Annotated in this window: 18 protein-coding genes; 9 read left to right on the forward strand and 9 right to left on the reverse strand. The window is 51.0% G+C overall.

Annotated elements, in window-relative coordinates; genetic code table 11:
• Positions 1–129 precede the first annotated feature (129 nt).
• The gene (locus ACO0LH_RS08500; protein WP_422940641.1) at positions 130–1,164 is read left to right on the forward strand and encodes a porin; all 1,035 of its coding nucleotides are present in this window, start codon (positions 130–132) and stop codon (positions 1,162–1,164) included.
• Positions 1,165–1,412: 248 nt separating this feature from the next.
• On the opposite strand, the gene ACO0LH_RS08505 is transcribed toward ACO0LH_RS08500, so the two are convergent.
• The 4 genes from ACO0LH_RS08505 to ruvC form a co-directional block, all read right to left on the reverse strand.
• Positions 1,413–2,243: a 2-keto-4-pentenoate hydratase gene (locus ACO0LH_RS08505; protein ID WP_422940642.1), complete on the reverse strand. Its 831-nt coding sequence runs from the start codon at positions 2,241–2,243 to the stop codon at positions 1,413–1,415.
• A gap of 164 nt (positions 2,244–2,407) precedes the next feature.
• On the reverse strand, positions 2,408–3,478 hold the full coding sequence (gene ruvB, locus ACO0LH_RS08510) for a Holliday junction branch migration DNA helicase RuvB (RefSeq protein ID WP_422940643.1): 1,071 nt from the start codon (positions 3,476–3,478) through the stop codon (positions 2,408–2,410).
• Between the two features lie 3 nt (positions 3,479–3,481).
• Positions 3,482–4,063, reverse strand: a complete 582-nt coding sequence (ruvA, locus tag ACO0LH_RS08515) for a Holliday junction branch migration protein RuvA (RefSeq protein WP_422940644.1) — start codon at positions 4,061–4,063, stop codon at positions 3,482–3,484.
• 138 nt (positions 4,064–4,201) lie between these two features.
• Complete coding sequence (gene ruvC, locus ACO0LH_RS08520; protein WP_422940645.1) at positions 4,202–4,744, reverse strand: crossover junction endodeoxyribonuclease RuvC; 543 nt, start codon at positions 4,742–4,744, stop codon at positions 4,202–4,204.
• 382 nt (positions 4,745–5,126) lie between these two features.
• Between ruvC and ACO0LH_RS08525 the strand changes: the two genes are divergently transcribed.
• Positions 5,127–5,255 (forward strand): hypothetical protein, encoded by a 129-nt coding sequence (locus tag ACO0LH_RS08525; protein WP_422940646.1) that lies wholly within the window; start codon positions 5,127–5,129, stop codon positions 5,253–5,255.
• A 42-nt stretch (positions 5,256–5,297) separates the two neighbouring features.
• Here ACO0LH_RS08525 and ACO0LH_RS08530 read toward each other — a convergent pair whose 3' ends face one another.
• From ACO0LH_RS08530 to dusB, 4 genes are all read right to left on the reverse strand, one after another.
• Positions 5,298–5,579 (reverse strand): GIY-YIG nuclease family protein, encoded by a 282-nt coding sequence (locus tag ACO0LH_RS08530; protein ID WP_422940647.1) that lies wholly within the window; start codon positions 5,577–5,579, stop codon positions 5,298–5,300.
• A gap of 77 nt (positions 5,580–5,656) precedes the next feature.
• On the reverse strand, positions 5,657–7,222 hold the full coding sequence (gene purH / locus ACO0LH_RS08535; protein ID WP_422940648.1) for a bifunctional phosphoribosylaminoimidazolecarboxamide formyltransferase/IMP cyclohydrolase: 1,566 nt from the start codon (positions 7,220–7,222) through the stop codon (positions 5,657–5,659).
• A gap of 47 nt (positions 7,223–7,269) precedes the next feature.
• Complete coding sequence (locus ACO0LH_RS08540) at positions 7,270–7,503, reverse strand: Fis family transcriptional regulator (protein WP_422940649.1); 234 nt, start codon at positions 7,501–7,503, stop codon at positions 7,270–7,272.
• A 98-nt stretch (positions 7,504–7,601) separates the two neighbouring features.
• Positions 7,602–8,612, reverse strand: a complete 1,011-nt coding sequence (dusB, locus tag ACO0LH_RS08545) for a tRNA dihydrouridine synthase DusB (protein ID WP_422940650.1) — start codon at positions 8,610–8,612, stop codon at positions 7,602–7,604.
• A gap of 396 nt (positions 8,613–9,008) precedes the next feature.
• On the opposite strand from dusB, the gene ACO0LH_RS08550 reads away from it, so the two are divergent.
• On the forward strand, positions 9,009–10,337 hold the full coding sequence (locus ACO0LH_RS08550) for an NAD(P)/FAD-dependent oxidoreductase (protein ID WP_422940651.1): 1,329 nt from the start codon (positions 9,009–9,011) through the stop codon (positions 10,335–10,337).
• 59 nt (positions 10,338–10,396) lie between these two features.
• Here ACO0LH_RS08550 and ACO0LH_RS08555 read toward each other — a convergent pair whose 3' ends face one another.
• A complete protein-coding gene (locus tag ACO0LH_RS08555; RefSeq protein WP_422940652.1) occupies positions 10,397–12,088 on the reverse strand; it encodes a hypothetical protein in 1,692 nt (563 codons plus the stop codon).
• Between the two features lie 172 nt (positions 12,089–12,260).
• Between ACO0LH_RS08555 and ACO0LH_RS08560 the strand changes: the two genes are divergently transcribed.
• The 6 genes from ACO0LH_RS08560 to ACO0LH_RS08585 all read left to right on the forward strand — a co-directional run bounded on the left by ACO0LH_RS08560 (position 12,261) and on the right by ACO0LH_RS08585 (position 16,315).
• Positions 12,261–12,425, forward strand: coding sequence for a hypothetical protein (locus tag ACO0LH_RS08560; protein WP_422940653.1), 165 nt, complete (start codon positions 12,261–12,263; stop codon positions 12,423–12,425).
• 57 nt (positions 12,426–12,482) lie between these two features.
• Complete coding sequence (locus tag ACO0LH_RS08565) at positions 12,483–13,118, forward strand: hypothetical protein (RefSeq protein ID WP_422940654.1); 636 nt, start codon at positions 12,483–12,485, stop codon at positions 13,116–13,118.
• A 60-nt stretch (positions 13,119–13,178) separates the two neighbouring features.
• On the forward strand, positions 13,179–13,784 hold the full coding sequence (locus ACO0LH_RS08570) for a hypothetical protein (RefSeq protein WP_422940655.1): 606 nt from the start codon (positions 13,179–13,181) through the stop codon (positions 13,782–13,784).
• A gap of 11 nt (positions 13,785–13,795) precedes the next feature.
• On the forward strand, positions 13,796–14,908 hold the full coding sequence (locus ACO0LH_RS08575; protein WP_422940656.1) for a sensor histidine kinase: 1,113 nt from the start codon (positions 13,796–13,798) through the stop codon (positions 14,906–14,908).
• Complete coding sequence (locus ACO0LH_RS08580; protein WP_422940657.1) at positions 14,905–15,657, forward strand: LytR/AlgR family response regulator transcription factor; 753 nt, start codon at positions 14,905–14,907, stop codon at positions 15,655–15,657. The genes ACO0LH_RS08575 and ACO0LH_RS08580 overlap by 4 nt, the downstream gene beginning before the upstream one ends.
• Before the next feature lie 88 nt (positions 15,658–15,745).
• Positions 15,746–16,315, forward strand: a complete 570-nt coding sequence (locus tag ACO0LH_RS08585; RefSeq protein WP_422940658.1) for a TetR/AcrR family transcriptional regulator — start codon at positions 15,746–15,748, stop codon at positions 16,313–16,315.
• Positions 16,316–16,320 lie beyond the last annotated feature (5 nt).

The raw sequence follows: 16,320 nt of genomic DNA on the forward strand, positions 1-16,320 counted from the left end.
ACTTCTTTTTAGCAGTCTTGTAGGTTCTTAAGAATTAGCGCGTTTCGTAATATCAATTTTGGCTCTGTTTTTGCGCGAATTGTGCTCAATGTAGTTCATATCAATGTGAAATCCTTTGGAGAAATATCAATGAAAAAATCACTCATCGCTCTGTCCGTTTTGGCTGCTGTCGCTGGTACAGCTCAAGCTCAGTCTTCCGTAACTATATACGGTGTACTGGATATGGCGTTGCAAAATGAAAGCAATGGCGCTGGTACTAAAGGTGCAGGCAATATCACATCTCTGGATTCTGGCGTTCAATCCGGTTCCCGTTTGGGCTTCAAAGGTACTGAAGATCTGGGCGGCGGTCTGAAAGCTATCTTCAAACTGGAAATGGGCGTTAATGCTGATACAGGTGCATCCGCTCAAGGTGGCGTTGCATTCGGTCGCGCAGCTTGGGTAGGTCTGGCTGGTGATTTCGGTACAGTTAAACTGGGTCGTCAAAACAAGCCTATGTTTGATGCTGTTGACTCTATCGATCCATTCAGCACTGGTATTATCGGCGGCACTGCTGGCCAAAGTACAAGCGCAACTGGTTTCGGTAATCTGTTCTTCGCTACCAACCCACGTTCCACAAACACAATCAACTACTCTACAAATGATCTGAGCGGTTTCTCTGCTTCAGTTGCTTACACATTTGGTGAAGTTGCTGGCGACAATTCTAAAAATCGCGGTATTGGCGTTTCTGGCCAATATGCAGCTGGCCCATTCCTTGGCGTAGTTGCTTATCACACAGAAAATGATGCAACTGCACAAGCTATCAAACATTTGTTCACTGGTGCAACATATGACTTCGGCGTAGTTAAAGCAGCCCTGGCATACGGTAAAGTTACTTCTGACAATAACTCTGTTGATAACAAAATGTGGTTGCTGGGTGGAACAGTACCTGTAAGTGATGCTGGCGCAATCGTCGGTACATATGCACGTGTAACAAACAACCTGGTATCTGCTGGTAATTCTAACCAGATCGCTATTGGTTACACTCACTCTCTGTCCAAGCGTACTAACATCTACACATCCTTCGAGCGTTTGTCGAATGATGCAAACACAAATGCTGGTGGCCTGGCCTCTGGTAATGGTGTGACAGAACGTCTGGTGAACGTAGGTATTCGCCATATGTTCTAATATTATGCTGACATTCAGGTCAGTATAAGAGATGTAAAAAAAAAGCACCTTCATGGTGCTTTTTTTATGACTGATGACACTGAAATCGATAGATGAATATTTCCCTAAAGTAAGAACGGTCATCTGCCTCTTATTATGAGTTGTTAGGCTTGTCTGATCGCCAAGCTTTCTTTTCTCAAAAACCTGTCAAATTATTCAGCTACTCTCCTCTTATTTCATCCGGAGAGTATTGGTCGTTAGCATGTCATTTATGCGAAGCTCACACTGAGGCCAGGCAGCGGGATGCCTGAAAATGCCGTGCCCCAGGTTTGCCCTGGCAGTACCGGATAGGCATCGGTCCAGGTGCCGGTAGTGATAATTTCGCCGGCTTGCAAGGGTGGGAACTGAGGCTGCTTCTGTAGTAGGCTATGTAGATACCAGATCGCATGCAAGGGGCTGTCAAGTACATCACTGCCATAACCGGCACTCAGCAAAAAACCGTCACAAGACAGTGACACGCTGGCGTTCGCCAATACCTCGGCCAGATGCTGGCGGCTGGCGCTGGACAAAATACGCGCCTCACCAATGAGTAAAGTACCGTGCATCCCCAGCGCCGCAATAGCGTCTGCCGCTTCAAATTTCCAGTCAGGATAGGGGCTGACGACGATTTCTACGCCATGCGCCATCCATTCGAGGCAGTCTGCCAGCTCTTCTATGGTGGCGTCAGGCGCAGGGGTGCGACCCAGCTTGAATACCACTTCTGGCTCTATGCGCGGCTGCAAGGCACCTGTCAGGCTCTGACAGACGAAGGCTTCTTCGACATAGCGTACGGTACTGTCAAACAAACTGCTCCAGATCGGTGCTTGTATAGCTTCTTTTTCGCCATACTTGTTCCATAGCTTACGGTTGGTAAACCCCAGCTTGCGCCCTATGCGCACTTCGCCTTCAGCCATGCGTATGGCATCTGAAGCATTGGCGATTTCATAAGCTTCGGCAATGGTCAGGGGGAATTGCGATGACAGCGGGCTTAGTGCCTGGGTACGCGCCCGCGCATCCAGGAAAGTGTAAGCATGTTGTTCGGCTTGTGTGGAGATCAGCATGATGGGTAATTTCGATTTGAGATGAAAAAAAGCGTAAAGCCTTGTTCAAAACTGTTGATGCCTGTCGCTGCCTGGCTATCTTCCTAATCTTTCTTGTCTTCGATTTTTTTTGCCAGCAGCCACGAGTGATAAGACGCCGGTTACGGCCGATGGTTGCAAAGTTTTTAGCTGCCACCCCATAATTCGCCATTATTACCAGACCTTGGCATGGTCACGCCAAAATGCTCGTAGGCTGAAGGTGTGGCAATACGGCCCCTGGGGGTGCGTTGCAAAAAGCCTTGCTGTATCAGATAGGGTTCCAGTACATCTTCTATGGTGTCGCGTTCTTCACCAATGGCGGCTGCCACATTGTCCAATCCCACCGGGCCGCCACCAAACTTGAAGAGGATGGCTTCCAGCAGCTTTCTGTCCATCAGATCAAAGCCGACTGCATCCACGTCCAACATTTTCAATGCGGCATCAGCAATCGCCTTGGTGATTTCACCATTGCCTTTGACCTCGGCATAATCACGCACGCGCCGTAACAGACGATTGGCAATGCGTGGTGTGCCACGTGCACGCTTGGCGATTTCACCCGCACCATCCGCTTGTATGGGGGCGTTAAGCAATGAGGCTGAACGCGTGACAATTTTTGTCAGTTCTTCCGGTGTGTAAAATTCCAGCCTGGCGACAATGCCGAAGCGGTCGCGCAGCGGGTTGGTCAGCATGCCCGCGCGCGTGGTCGCGCCAACCAGGGTAAAGGGTTGCAAATCCAGTTTGACTGAGCGGGCCGCCGGGCCTTCTCCAATCATGATGTCGATCTGATAATCTTCCAGCGCCGGATACAAGATTTCTTCAACGACCGGCGACAGCCTGTGTATCTCGTCGATAAACAGGACATCATTGGCTTCCAGGTTTGTCAGCAGCGCCGCCAGGTCACCCGCGCGCTCCAGCACGGGGCCGGAAGTCTGACGCAGGTTGACCCCCATCTCACGCGCAATAATGTGCGCCAGTGTGGTTTTACCCAGTCCTGGTGGCCCAAACAGCAGAGTATGGTCAAGCGCTTCCTTGCGCTGACGCGCTGCCGTGATAAAAATTTCAAGCTGACCGCGAATTTTTTCCTGGCCGACGTATTCATCCAGCTGTTTCGGCCGCAACGCACGTTCTATCGCCTCTTCATTCGGCGAGGCCGGCGCGGCAGAAATCACGCGCGGTTCGCTGAAACTGGAAGACAGGTTGTCGGTCTGTATCGTCATCGTTTATCCCTTGGACAGCGATTTCAGCGCCAGTTTGATGCCATCAGATACGCCGCTACCAGCGGGTACCGACTTCATTGCCAGCAAGGCTTCCTTGTCTGAGTAGCCCAGGGCCAGCAAGGCATTCAAGATATCGGCGCTGTGGTCGCCAGCAGCCAGGGCGGCAACTGCATTGCCCAAGTCGGCACCCAGCTTGCCTTTTAATTCCAGCAGCAGGCGTTCAGCGGTTTTCTTGCCTATGCCAGGCACACGGGTCAGGCGACCAGCTTCCTGTAGGGTAATCGCTTGCGCCAGATCTGCGACCGACATGCCAGACAATATCGACAGGGCAGTACGCGCACCGACACCGCTGATCTTGATTAATTGTTTAAAGGTTGAACGTTCTTCCGCCGTGCCAAAGCCAAACAGCACATGGGCGTCTTCACGTATCGCCAGGTGGGTCAGCAGTACCACTTTTTCACCCAGTGGTGGCAGGTTATAGAAAGTGCTCATAGGAACATCGACTTCATAGCCGACACCCTGGCAATCGACCAGCAATTGCGGGGGATTTTTTTCCACAAGCGTGCCTGCAATGCGACCTATCATGATACTGCTTTCATACTGTATGAATAGACAGTGATAGTAAACGATTCTGTGTCGTTTGACGAGCTTAAAGCGGGAAAATTATGGGCGGTTTGTGCAAAACGGACCAGTGAGAGCCTGTCAGCGGCTTTTGAGGCAAGCTCAGCCGACCAGACGCCCGCCTTTGACGCGCAGGCCCTTTTTTGCCAGGCCAGGGGCAATTGCTCCCAGCAAGGCCAGTGCTTCACCGCTATGCGCATGGCAGATTGCCACGCCCAGCGCATCGGCGGCATCGTCACCAGGCGTACCAGACAGTGTCAGCAGACGTTGCACCATGTCTTGTACCTGCTCTTTTTTTGCCCGCCCGTGACCTACCACACCTTGCTTGACTTGCAGGGCCGTATATTCCGCCACGCTAAGATCCGCCGATACAAGGGCACAAATTGCCGCCCCGCGCGCTTGTCCCAGTAATAAGGTGGACTGTGGATTGACGTTAACGAAGACTTTTTCGATCGCAGCGCAATCTGGCTGGTAAGTGCGTACTATTTCGGATACGCCTGACAATATGGTTTTTAAACGCTCAGGCAAACTGCCTTCTATGGTCTTGATGGTTCCAGAGGCGATATACGTCAGCTTGCTGCCCTGTTTGTGGATGATGCCAAAACCGGTCGTGCGCAAGCCGGGGTCTATGCCTAGGATTTTCATGTATTGTTTTGTTGGTATCTACGGGCTGGTGCTAATGCTGCTGAGCTGGTCTTGCTGAGGAGTATAGCGTATCAGTGTGGGTTTATATTTGTGCTTATGTAAGTGGGTGATTACTTAGGCTTATTGTTATATGTGATTGATACGTGTCGCATGCCGACTTGCCGCACATTTGTGAATGGTATTACTGATCGACCAATGCCGCTGGAGCGCCAGCGCGGTAGCTTCCAGCCTGCGCTGGAGCGAGGTTAAAAAACATGGAGATCATGACTGGCAACTAGCAAGGTTGAGATATTGGCAAACCGGATTAATAGAATATCCTTCTATCCTCAAATTCGTCATTCCCGCGTAGTCAGGAATCTAGTGTCGTTTGTGGTATATCGAAATGCTGATTGCTCACGAAGATATTTCTTGCATGCTGGCGTCGAAAGTATTTGCGAATGGTATTAGTGAACAACCAACGCCGCTGGAGCGCCAGCCCGGTAGCCTCCAGCCTGCGCTGGAGCGACGTTAAACCTGCCTGTAGCGCATCAGAGGCAAGGAGCTTGATAAGGATTCAAATAATATCCAAATACAAATCCCGCCAGTAAGGATTGGTTTCTTCAATTAATCTGATCTCCCATTCCCGCTTCCATGCCTTGATCTGCTTTTCGCGTTGTATGGCGGAAATAATCGAATCGACCTGTTCAAACCAGACCAACTGATGAATCTTATATTTCGACGTAAAACTGTCGACGAAGTCCTTCTTATGCTGATAAACACGAGCTATCAAATCGTTGGTAACACCAACATATAAAGTGCCATTTCGAGCACTGGTCAATATATAGACGTAAGCCATGAGGATGAGAAGGAGAAATGAAAACGGCCCTGAATAATCAGGGCCGCACATACATTATTTAATACATCAATCCCACATCAATGACGGAAATGACGTATACCTGTGTACACCATCACGACACCACGTTCATCGGCAGCATCAATCACTTCCTGATCGCGCATGGAACCACCTGGGTGGATCACGCAAGTTGCACCAGCATCGACAACCACATCCAGGCCATCACGGAACGGGAAGAATGCGTCAGACGCCACCGCAGAACCAGCCAGTGTCAGGCCCGCGTTTTGTGCTTTGATCGAAGCGATGCGGGCAGAATCAATACGGCTCATCTGACCGGCACCTACGCCCAGTGTCATGCCATTGCCACAAAAGACGATGGCATTCGATTTCACATATTTTGCCACGCGCCAGGCGAACATCATGTCCGCCATTTGTTGCGGAGTGGGCTGCAATTTCGAGACCACGCGCAGTTCTTCCTGCAAGACATTTTTTGCATCAGGTGCCTGTACCAGCAAGCCGCCACCGACGCGTTTCATGTCGTACACATTGAAGCCATTACCCAGAGAGATTTCCAGCAGACGCACGTTTTGTTTTGCCGCGAAAATCTGTTTAGCTTCTGCCGTGAAGGAAGGTGCAATCAATACTTCAACGAATTGTTTGGCGACGATTTCAGCAGCCTTGCCATCGAGCTCACGATTGAAAGCGATGATGCCGCCAAATGCCGAAGTCGGGTCAGTCTGCAAAGCCTTGCTGTAGGCTTCAAACGGTGTCGCACCCAGGGCTACGCCACAAGGGTTGGCATGTTTGACGATAACGCAGGCAGATTCAGCGAAAGACTTCACGCATTCCCATGCAGCATCCGCATCCGCAATATTGTTGTACGACAGTTCCTTGCCTTGCAACTGCGTATAGTTGGCCAGTGAACCTTCCAGCGATTTCAGGTCACGGTAAAACGCAGCAGACTGATGCGGGTTTTCACCGTAACGCATTTCCTGCACTTTTTCAAAATGCAGGTTCAAGGTTTGTGGATAGGCGCTGCGTGTTGTGTGCGCCTTGTCTTCACCGAGGCTGGTCAGGTAATTGGTGATGGCACCATCGTATTGTGCCGTGTGGGCAAACACTTTTTTCGCAAGCGTGAACTTGGTGTCATAGCTGACGACGTTTTGATTTGCTTTCATCTCTGCCAGCACGACAGCATAGTCAGCCGGGTCAACGATGACGGTCACGTCTTTGTGGTTTTTGGCAGAAGAGCGCAACATGGTCGGGCCGCCGATGTCGATATTTTCTATCGCATCTTCCAGCGAGCATTCACCCTTGGCCACGGTTTGCTGGAACGGATACAGGTTGACCACCACCATGTCGATAGTAGGAATGCCATGCTGTTCCAGCGCAGCCACATGCGCAGGAAAATCGCGGCGCGCCAGGATGCCACCATGCACTTTTGGATGCAGGGTCTTGACACGGCCATCCAGCATTTCAGGAAAGCCGGTGTAGTCTGCCACTTCAGTGACAGGCAGGCCATTGTCAGCCAGCAGCTTGGCTGTGCCGCCAGTGGATAAAAGCTTGACACCGAGTGCAGACAATTCACGTGCAAATTCGAGCACACCTGTCTTGTCGGAGACGGAAATGAGGGCTTGTTTGATCATGATTTTTGATAATGGTAAGGAAATCGGTGTCAAGCCTCGCGGATAGCTCAGAGCAAACCGTGTTGCTGCAATTTCTTGCGCAAGGTATTGCGGTTAATGCCCAACATATCGGCGGCTTGTGACTGGTTGCTTGATGCGCGCGTCATGACCATTTCCAGCATTGGTTTTTCAACGGCTAACACGACCATGTCGTAAATATTGGAAGCTTGTTGCTCGCCCAGGTCACGGAAATATTTTTCCAGGTTTTTGTGGACGGCGTCTTGAATGCTATCTTTGCTCATGCTGTTTTTATCACTATTCGGTTATGCGGGCGGCGGGCTATCCGTTGTTAACGGACTTGCGGACGACAAGACAAATTTTTTTGTAAAAGTGGTTTGTCTTATGCTGCCAGTTTTTCTTCAAAGGGGCGGTATTGTAACCGCTCCCCAGCCATGTGATCAAAAAAACTGCTGACAGCGGCTAGTTGTGCATCGCAATCTGTCAGTAAGTTCATTTGTTGTCGGAATTCTTCGCCACCTACCAGATCCTGCACATACCAGCCTATATGTTTGCGTGCCGTTCGTACGCCCAGATAATCGCCATAAAACGCATAATGGGCTTTCAAATGGGCATCCATCAATTCACGCACTTCAGAAATCAGGGGGGCCGGTAAATGTTGTCCGGTATTGAGGAAATGCGCAATCTCGCGGAAGATCCACGGTCGGCCCTGCGCCGCACGGCCTATCATGATGGCGTCGGCACCGGTTACTTCCAGCACATATCTGGCTTTTTCCGGTGTCGTGATGTCGCCATTGGCAACCACCGGGATATTCACTGCGGCCTTGACGGCAGCAATGGTTTCGTATTCAGCGTCACCTTTGTAGCCATCGGCACGCGTACGGCCATGCAGGGTCAGCATCTGTATGCCGGCTGATTCTGCCATGCGGGCAATGTTCAGGGCATTTTTATTGGCCCTGTCCCAGCCGGTACGAAATTTCAGCGTGACCGGCACATCGACTGCGGCGACCACGGCATCAAGTATCTGGCCGACCAGGCTTTCATGTTGCAACAGGGCAGAACCGCACCAGGCATTGCAGACTTTTTTTACCGGGCAACCCATATTGATATCAATGATCTGCGCACCTTTGTCGACATTATGCTTTGCGCATTCTGCCAGCATCTGTGCGTCAGCTCCGGCGATCTGTACGGCTTTTGGTTCCATCTCGCCTTCATGATTAGTGCGGCGCGTGGATTTTTCTGTTTCCCACAACTTAGGATTGGATGCTGCCATTTCTGACACGGCATAACCCGCACCCAGGTCTTTGCAAAGCTGACGGAAAGGTCTGTCCGTCACGCCAGCCATAGGGGCGACAAAAATATTATTACGCAGCACGTAAGAGCCGATTTGCACGATCAGGGAAGGGGAAATTCGAAGAAGCGCTATTCTACCTGAATCCTGCCTAAATATTTAGCAATTTCGCACAGCTGGCGCGGGAATATTTTTATCTATACGTCCTCTGTTTCTGATAGTTTAAATTTTGCAGAAATGCTATCAGCCGGTACCGATTAGACTTACTTCTCTAAACGCCTTGTTCTTCATCGACATCTGCCTGCAATGTTGGGCAGGCAACCCTCAGCTTTGCCAGTTCTGTGTATACTCCGTGTGTTCTTTTGTCATTTTTCTCCTGACAAAAATGTATTCCCTTGCCATCCTGCGCCTGAGCAAACTCTTTGTATGTCAAGGCACATAAAGATGTTTTATATGATGGTCAGCAAGGGAATATATTTTTCATATAAGGGAGTAATCGTGGACACGCAAAACAAGGAGGCAGTACATCGCATTACGATAGTCGGCGGCGGTGCCGGTGGCCTGGAACTGGCCGTCAGACTAGGCAAAAAACTGGGTAAAAAACATAAGGCCGTCATCACTCTGGTCGACGCCAGTCGTACCCATTTGTGGAAACCCTTATTACATCAGGTTGCCGCAGGCACACTCGACAGCCATGCTGATGAACGTGAATATTTTGCGCTGGCAAGATCGAATCATTTCGAATTCCGCCTCGGTCGCATGGACGGTCTGTCGCGCGAAAAGAAAGAAATCTATATTGCTCCCATGCTCGACGAAAACGGCGTCCAGCTATTGCCGAGGCAGGCCATACCCTATGACAGCCTGGTGATTGCTCTCGGCAGCCAGACCAATGACTTCGGTACGCCGGGTGCGCGTGATAACTGCATCATGCTTGATTCACCGGCTGCGGCAGAACGTTTTCACCAGCGCCTCATCAATTGCTGCTTACAGGCACAAAGCCAGCAGCAAACGGCGGGTGAGGGGCGCTTTACTGTCACCATCATCGGCGGCGGGGCTACTGGTGTAGAGCTGGCAGCAGAGCTGCACATGACTACCAAAATCTTATCCAGCTATGGGCTGGTGAATTTCCACCCTGAAAAAGACTTGAAGATCGTCATCGTCGATGCTGGTACCCGCCTGCTGCAAATGCTGCCCGAACGCGTGTCTGACTCGGTTGCACGTGAATTGCGCAGCATGGCCGTAGAAGTACATACCAATGAGAAAGTGGTGGAAGTTTCCAAAGCGGGTGTACAGATGGCCAGTGGAAAATTCATCCCTAGCGGCATTGTGGTCTGGGCCGCGGGTATTAAAGCACCAGAATTTCTGAAAGACCTGGACGGCCTTGAAGTCAACCGCATCAACCAGCTGGTCGTTACCCGTAACTTGCAAACCACGCTAGACCCGTCGATTTTTGCCATCGGCGATTGCTGTGCCTGCCCGCAGGGTGAAGGCCTGCCCAATGTGCCACCTCGCGCCCAGTCTGCCCACCAACAAGCCAGCACGCTGGCACAAACCCTGGTGCGTCGCTTGCAAGGTAAATCCGCGCTGGAATTTACCTATAAAGACCATGGTTCGCTGGTGTCGCTAGGTAATTACAGCACTGTTGGCAGTCTTATGGGATCGCTGGCCAGCGGCTCGGTCTTCATCGAAGGCACACTGGCAAAATGGATGTACTGGTCACTGCATAAACAGCACCAGATGGCGGTCAATGGCCTGTTCCATACCTGGCTTTCCACCTGGGCAGAAACCATAGACCGCGTGCGTAATCCGCGTATCAAGTTGCATTGAAGATGCGTTTGCAGTCGCAGCCTGGGTGAGGCCTGGCTGCGACTGTAATTGGGCGCTTGTCAGCGTTTCGCACCCAATTGCTTGATAAACACCGAACTGTCCGGCCGGAAGAAAGCTGCATTGATCTTGCTTGCCAGCTTATCGAAGGCCCGCTCTGCCATGACAGCATATACCTGGCTTTCCGGTGCGCGGCGGTTGGTATCGCGGTTTGATGTCTGATACTCTACATTGAAGGAATCTGGCGGTTCCACCTCCAGATCAAACTTCCAGCGCTGATCCACATCAGGCACGACGATGGCAGACTGAAAGCGCATGACCAGTCCAACAAAGGCATCATCCTGTTTCTCGCTGGTGTACACCTTGCCTGACGGTTCAATCTGGTAAGCAATTTGCAGCATGGGGTAAGGCGGTTTGCTGCGCGTTGCGGAAAACGCCAGCACATCATTGGGAAAAATGGTGCTGAAGGCAGCGCGTACCCCCGCAATGATGCGGGCTTCTCTGGCAGATGCACTGTCGTCGGCAAAATATTTGGCTGCCGGGATGATTTTCATCCCACGCAAATTGCTGCCTCTTAACTGAAGGAAAGCATCGAGTTGTGCCAGCTCGGTCGCGGTGGGGCGGGTAAAGTTGACAGTCACGTTGGGGTTGTCATGTTCTTCGGCAAATTTCAATAATCTTTCCATTGCTACCACCATGCTGGCATCCGATTTCACCGCCTGCGCCTGGAATTTTTGCAAGGCGCGCCCATAAAGCACATGGATTTCATCATTGACATCAGGCTGGATATCAGAATGTGGAAAGCGCGATTTCAAGCCGCGCAACAAGGTGACGGAATTCTTCTTTTGCACTTCATTAAAAACCACGCGAGGTAACTCTGCCTTCATCTCTTCGACATGAAATTTGCCGTGGGTAATATAACCGGTATAGGCGGCTTCGGTTTTTACTTCCTTGGCATTCAGATACATCCTTTTATCAGACGCCGCGTTCCTGCCATACCAGAACATGGCAGAAATGGCGATAGCTGCCAGCAGCAGTGGCAGTTTCAGGTCCACCAGCAAGGCCAGCAATTTCTTCGTGAAGGGCACTGTCGGGTCATTGGCTGCGCCTTGCCATTTGTTTTTTCGTAATTCAAGAAAAGGATCAAAACCGTTCAGCGTATGTATATCCCTGTTTTGGAAGGCATCGCGTGCGGTGTTTTGCGACGCGTTAAATTTTTCAAGGACAATTTCAGCTTTATTCTTATTGGTCATCGTCAGCGTTTTGCGAGAACCATTGTTGAAATTAAATTTAAAGATGGTCTTGCTATAACGCCCATTCGTTTCATGATGGGTAACTTCCAGTTTGCGCATTTGCGCCAGGTCATGAATCGCTATTTTGTCGGAAGTGGCCTCCACTATTGCCAGTGGAAATAAATACCGTCCTGGCAGGAAATGAAATTTCTTCTTTAGCCGCAGATGCTGCCAGATATTGTGTGCGCCATACACAATGCCAAAAAACAGGATGGCATACCAGACAATAAGCCCTTTATCTTCCCAGACCGTATCCTTGACCGGGTCACCAAAATCAGCTGAGGCAGCAAGCCATACCAGAAAACCTAAAAAAAGGATCAGCAGGCTATTGAAGAAATACACTGCCCAGTCGGCCGACGCTTCTTTATAAACGAGATAATCAGGATTGGAAACAGATTTGAATAATTGTTTTCTGACGCTGCGGGATAGCGTATCGAAATCAAATTGATAAAAGACTCGCACAGATTCATTCCTTAAATTTAGAATGCAGCAGGTAATGCATGGGTAAGCGTCGCCTGAAGCCTGCCCTATTTTTAAATGGGATCAAGTATTACGAATTCTCGGGAGACGGTCAATCAAGCTGCCCTGAAATACAACTCTGCTGACCCGGAAAACGACTGGAAAAGACTGGAAAATGGCTGCAATTGCTTTTGATGACCTGGCATGGCTTTGTGCTCGCCCGGCGACATTGGCGACGAATTTTGGGCTTTTACCGTATGTCTTGCAAATCTATCCGTTTGTCGGAAAATCCCCGGGCCTCATCGGAGCTGGCCTGAACTTGATCGCAAACTTGATGTAAGGAAAATACGGTATGCGTATATTTTGCATCTTCAACCAAACACACAAGGACAATGTGATGAAGCTCTTGAAAGATGTGACCAGGCACTGGAAAACAGTGCTGGCAGCCAGTCTGATCGCTTGCGCCGTCAATGCCTCGTTTGCCGATGGCATTAAGCCTGGCGCTCCGGCAGGCTGGCAATTGTGGGGCCCCCAAGCGGACAAATATGAAATCGGCATCGACCCGGCAGAAAGCAGGACGGGTCACCCGGCACTGATCATCGCCAGCAAACCCGGCCTGAAGAGTGACGACACTGACAGCATCGCCATTACGCAAGATATTGACGGCAGCGCATGGGAAGACCAGGTCATCGAATTAAGCATGATGGTGAAAGCCGTGGGCGCATCCAAAAACAAGATATGGATACGCCATATGCGTAGTACCAACCTGATGTGGATAGAAGCGAACAGTATCCAGGATGACAAAGGCTGGGAAAAGATGACACTGAAGACGCATTTCCCCAAAGACCTGCCAGCGATGTACCGTCATTTCGATATCGGCATTGTGCTGGCCTCGGCAGGCAAGATCTGGGTACGTGATATTCAACTCGACAAAAAGCCGTTTTCGGAAGAGGCGCGCAAAATGGAACTGCCCAGTTTTCGTAGCGGCCTGCCAGCCAATCAAGTGCCACGCAATCTGAATTTTATTGAATAAGTACAGCATTTTGCATGCTGCCTGCACGGCATCTCAAACAAAAAAAAACAGGAAATCATCATGAAACAATGGAAAATATTACTTGCTGCGTCCGCTATCGCTTTTGTCGTCAATTTTTCTTTTGCCGGTGTTGTGAGAATGGGCATACCAAAAGGCTGGACAGGCAGTGGTGCGATTGCCACAAAGTATGAGACTGGCGTGGATGAAGCGAAGGGAACGCCGGGGCAACCGGCATTTTTTATCAATGCTAAAGATGCTGGCAAAGAAGATTTTGGCACGATTTCGCAAATGCTTGACGCGACCCCTTATCGCGGAAAAACGATGTCACTGACAGCATCGATTTTGCATGCCGGAGATTTGGGTGGTTATGAAATATGGATACGTGTGATTGAAGGCAAGGATAGATCATCGATTGCTTCTTCATGGGGACCGCTGAGCAACAAATGGGAAGATGTGCGTGCCAAGTTATCTGTGCCAGAAAATGCGCAAAAACTGGAAATCGGTATTGGTGTCCGTGGTCAAAACAAGCTGCTGGTAAAAGGACTTATGCTGGAAGAAGCACCTTTGCTGAAAGTACTTGCTGCGCCGCAAACCAAACAACTGGCATTTCGCATTCCAGACGACGTCGCAACGACCAGCCTGAAAAACCTGAATTTTAATGAATAAGAAAGCCCATTTTGACTGCCATTGATTTGACCAAGGCCGCTGCGCTTACCAAGGGCAATAGCGATATCAATCGCGCCAGCGCGTTTGACGCATCATCAAACTTGCTCATGCCAACCTGGCCCTGGTTGCCAGCGTTGGCAATCATCAGCATCGTACTGTTTGCCAACTTGTCCACCAGGCGTTATGCCTGGCTGGCCGATTGCGCGGCTCTGCTATCGGCCTTTACAGTGAGTCACGCTGGCTTTTGCCTGGCACAAAGGATGCGCTGGCTATCGCATGCCCTGTCGCGCTGGATAGTACTGGCCATTTTCATGTTGGCGGCCTTGATTGTAGCGCTGCATATGGAGAAATTTTTATGGCCGGAAATGATGGCCAGCCATGCTGCCGGCCTCATGCCTGCCATGATCATGGTATTTCTATTTGTCACCGTTTTACCCATGGCGATAGAACAGGAAGTCAGGCACAAGGCACAGGCCAGCCTGCAGGCAGAAGCCAGCAAACATCAGTTTGAGCGGCAAATGCTGGAAGCCAAGCTTGCCGCATTGCAGGGCCAGATCGAACCGCATTTTTTGTTTAATACCCTCGCCAATACCCGTGCGCTGATCCACCAGGACAGCGCACGGGCTGAACAGATGCTGAATCACCTCATCGCCTACCTGCGCGCCGCCATGCCAGATTTGCGCTTAAGCACGACCACGCTGGGGCAAGAACTGGACAGGGCTGAAGCCTACCTGCAAATCTTCCAGATACGGCTGGGTGAGCGCTTCCAGTTTTCGGTAGCTGCCAGTGCAGAAGCAAGGTTGTGCCTGATCCCGCCGCTGGCCGTCATGAGCCTGGTTGAAAACGCCATCAAGCACGGCATAGAACCGCAACCTGGCGATGTACGCATAGACATCATTGCACATTGCGAAGCAGGGCAGTTGCAGATTACCGTCAAAGATAATGGACGTGGCTTTCATGGTGAACTGGGTAGCGGTGTTGGCCTGCTGAATGTGCAGGAGAGGCTGCTCGCCCTGTTTGGCGAACAGGCAGAATTAAGTCTGCAGCCGCAAGAAGAGGGTGGGGTGAGCGCCATGCTGATCTTGCCCGTAAAAATCGATAATGAATCGAAGGACAATGCATGAGCGCCAGTGTGCACGCAATAGTAAGGCCACGCATTTTAATTGCTGAAGATGAAGCCATCTTGCGCCAGGAACTGCAAACCGCCTTGCTCAGTTTATGGCCAGAACTGGACGTGGTTGCCGCGGTGGATGATGGCGTGCGCGCCGCCCAGGCGATTGCCGATTTACGTCCCGACCTGGCTTTTCTGGATGTGCGCATGCCCGGCCTGAGCGGTATTGACGTGGCGCGTCTGGCGCGTCACCCTTGCCATATTGTCTTTTTGACCGCGCATAATGATTATGCGGTTGATGCCTTTGACCAGGGAGCTGTTGATTACCTGCTCAAACCTCTGGACATGGGGCGTCTGGCACTGGCGGTGCAAAGACTGAAGCAACGCCTGTCACAGCAACCCGCAGATCTGTCGGCTTTGCAGCTCAGGCAGCCAGAAGCGGCGCTGCGCTGGATACAGGCGTCCGTCGGCAACCAGATCCGTTTTATCAATGTAAGCGACGTGCTGTGCTTTCGTGCTGATTCCAAATACACCAAGGTGTTGACCACCAGGCTCGAAGCCTATATCCGTACCACCATCAAGGACCTGGCAGCACAACTTGACGGTGATAAATTCTGGCAGATCTCGCGCAGCAACATCGTCAACGTAGCGGCGATTGATGCGGTGCAAAGAAGTGATGGTGGGCTGGCTTTGCGCTTGCAGGGCAGTGATGAATGGGTGGCTGTTTCGCAAAACTATCAGTATCAGTTCCGACAAATGTGATCGGCGACGCTGACCTGCCTTGGTATGTTAGTTTACATTCGTGATACAGGTCTGTATTATGCAAAATCACTTTTGCTGAATTTTTCGCATGTCGTCTCCTCTCAAACAACGCATACTCGACACCGCAGATACCTTGTTCTATGCCGAAGGCGTACGTGCCATTGGCATCGATCGCATCATCGCTGAGAGCGGCGTCGCCAAAGCGTCTTTTTACCGGTTTTTTGCGTCCAAAGACATCCTGATTGCAGAATGGATACAGATGCGTGACCGTGCCTGGCGCCTGTGGCTGGAAGACAGTGTGAGCACTTTGTCGCCGCAGGCCAAAGGCCGCCCATTGGCAGTGTTTGATGCCCTGTATGCACGGTTTTCTGCGCCAGGTTTTCGCGGTTGCGCTTTTACTAACACCATCATTGAGTTTAGCAATGCCGATCACCCCGGCTCTTTGGCCGCGCGCGTCCACAAACAACAGGTGGTTGCCTTGCTTGAACGTTATCTGATAGACGCTGGTCAGGCGAGTGGTGTTGCGGCCGCCGCGCTGGCCCTGGATCTGATGTTACTGGTCGATGGCGCACTGGTCACTGCATTAAGAGAGCAAAAGCCAGAGGCGGCTTTACGCGCCAAGCGGATCGCCAGGCTATTGCTAAGCGATAGCGATTAGGCTGG

This window comes from Undibacterium sp. TJN19 (assembly GCF_049339485.1).
In the GTDB taxonomy this organism is placed as follows: Bacteria; Pseudomonadota; Gammaproteobacteria; order Burkholderiales; family Burkholderiaceae_D; genus Undibacterium.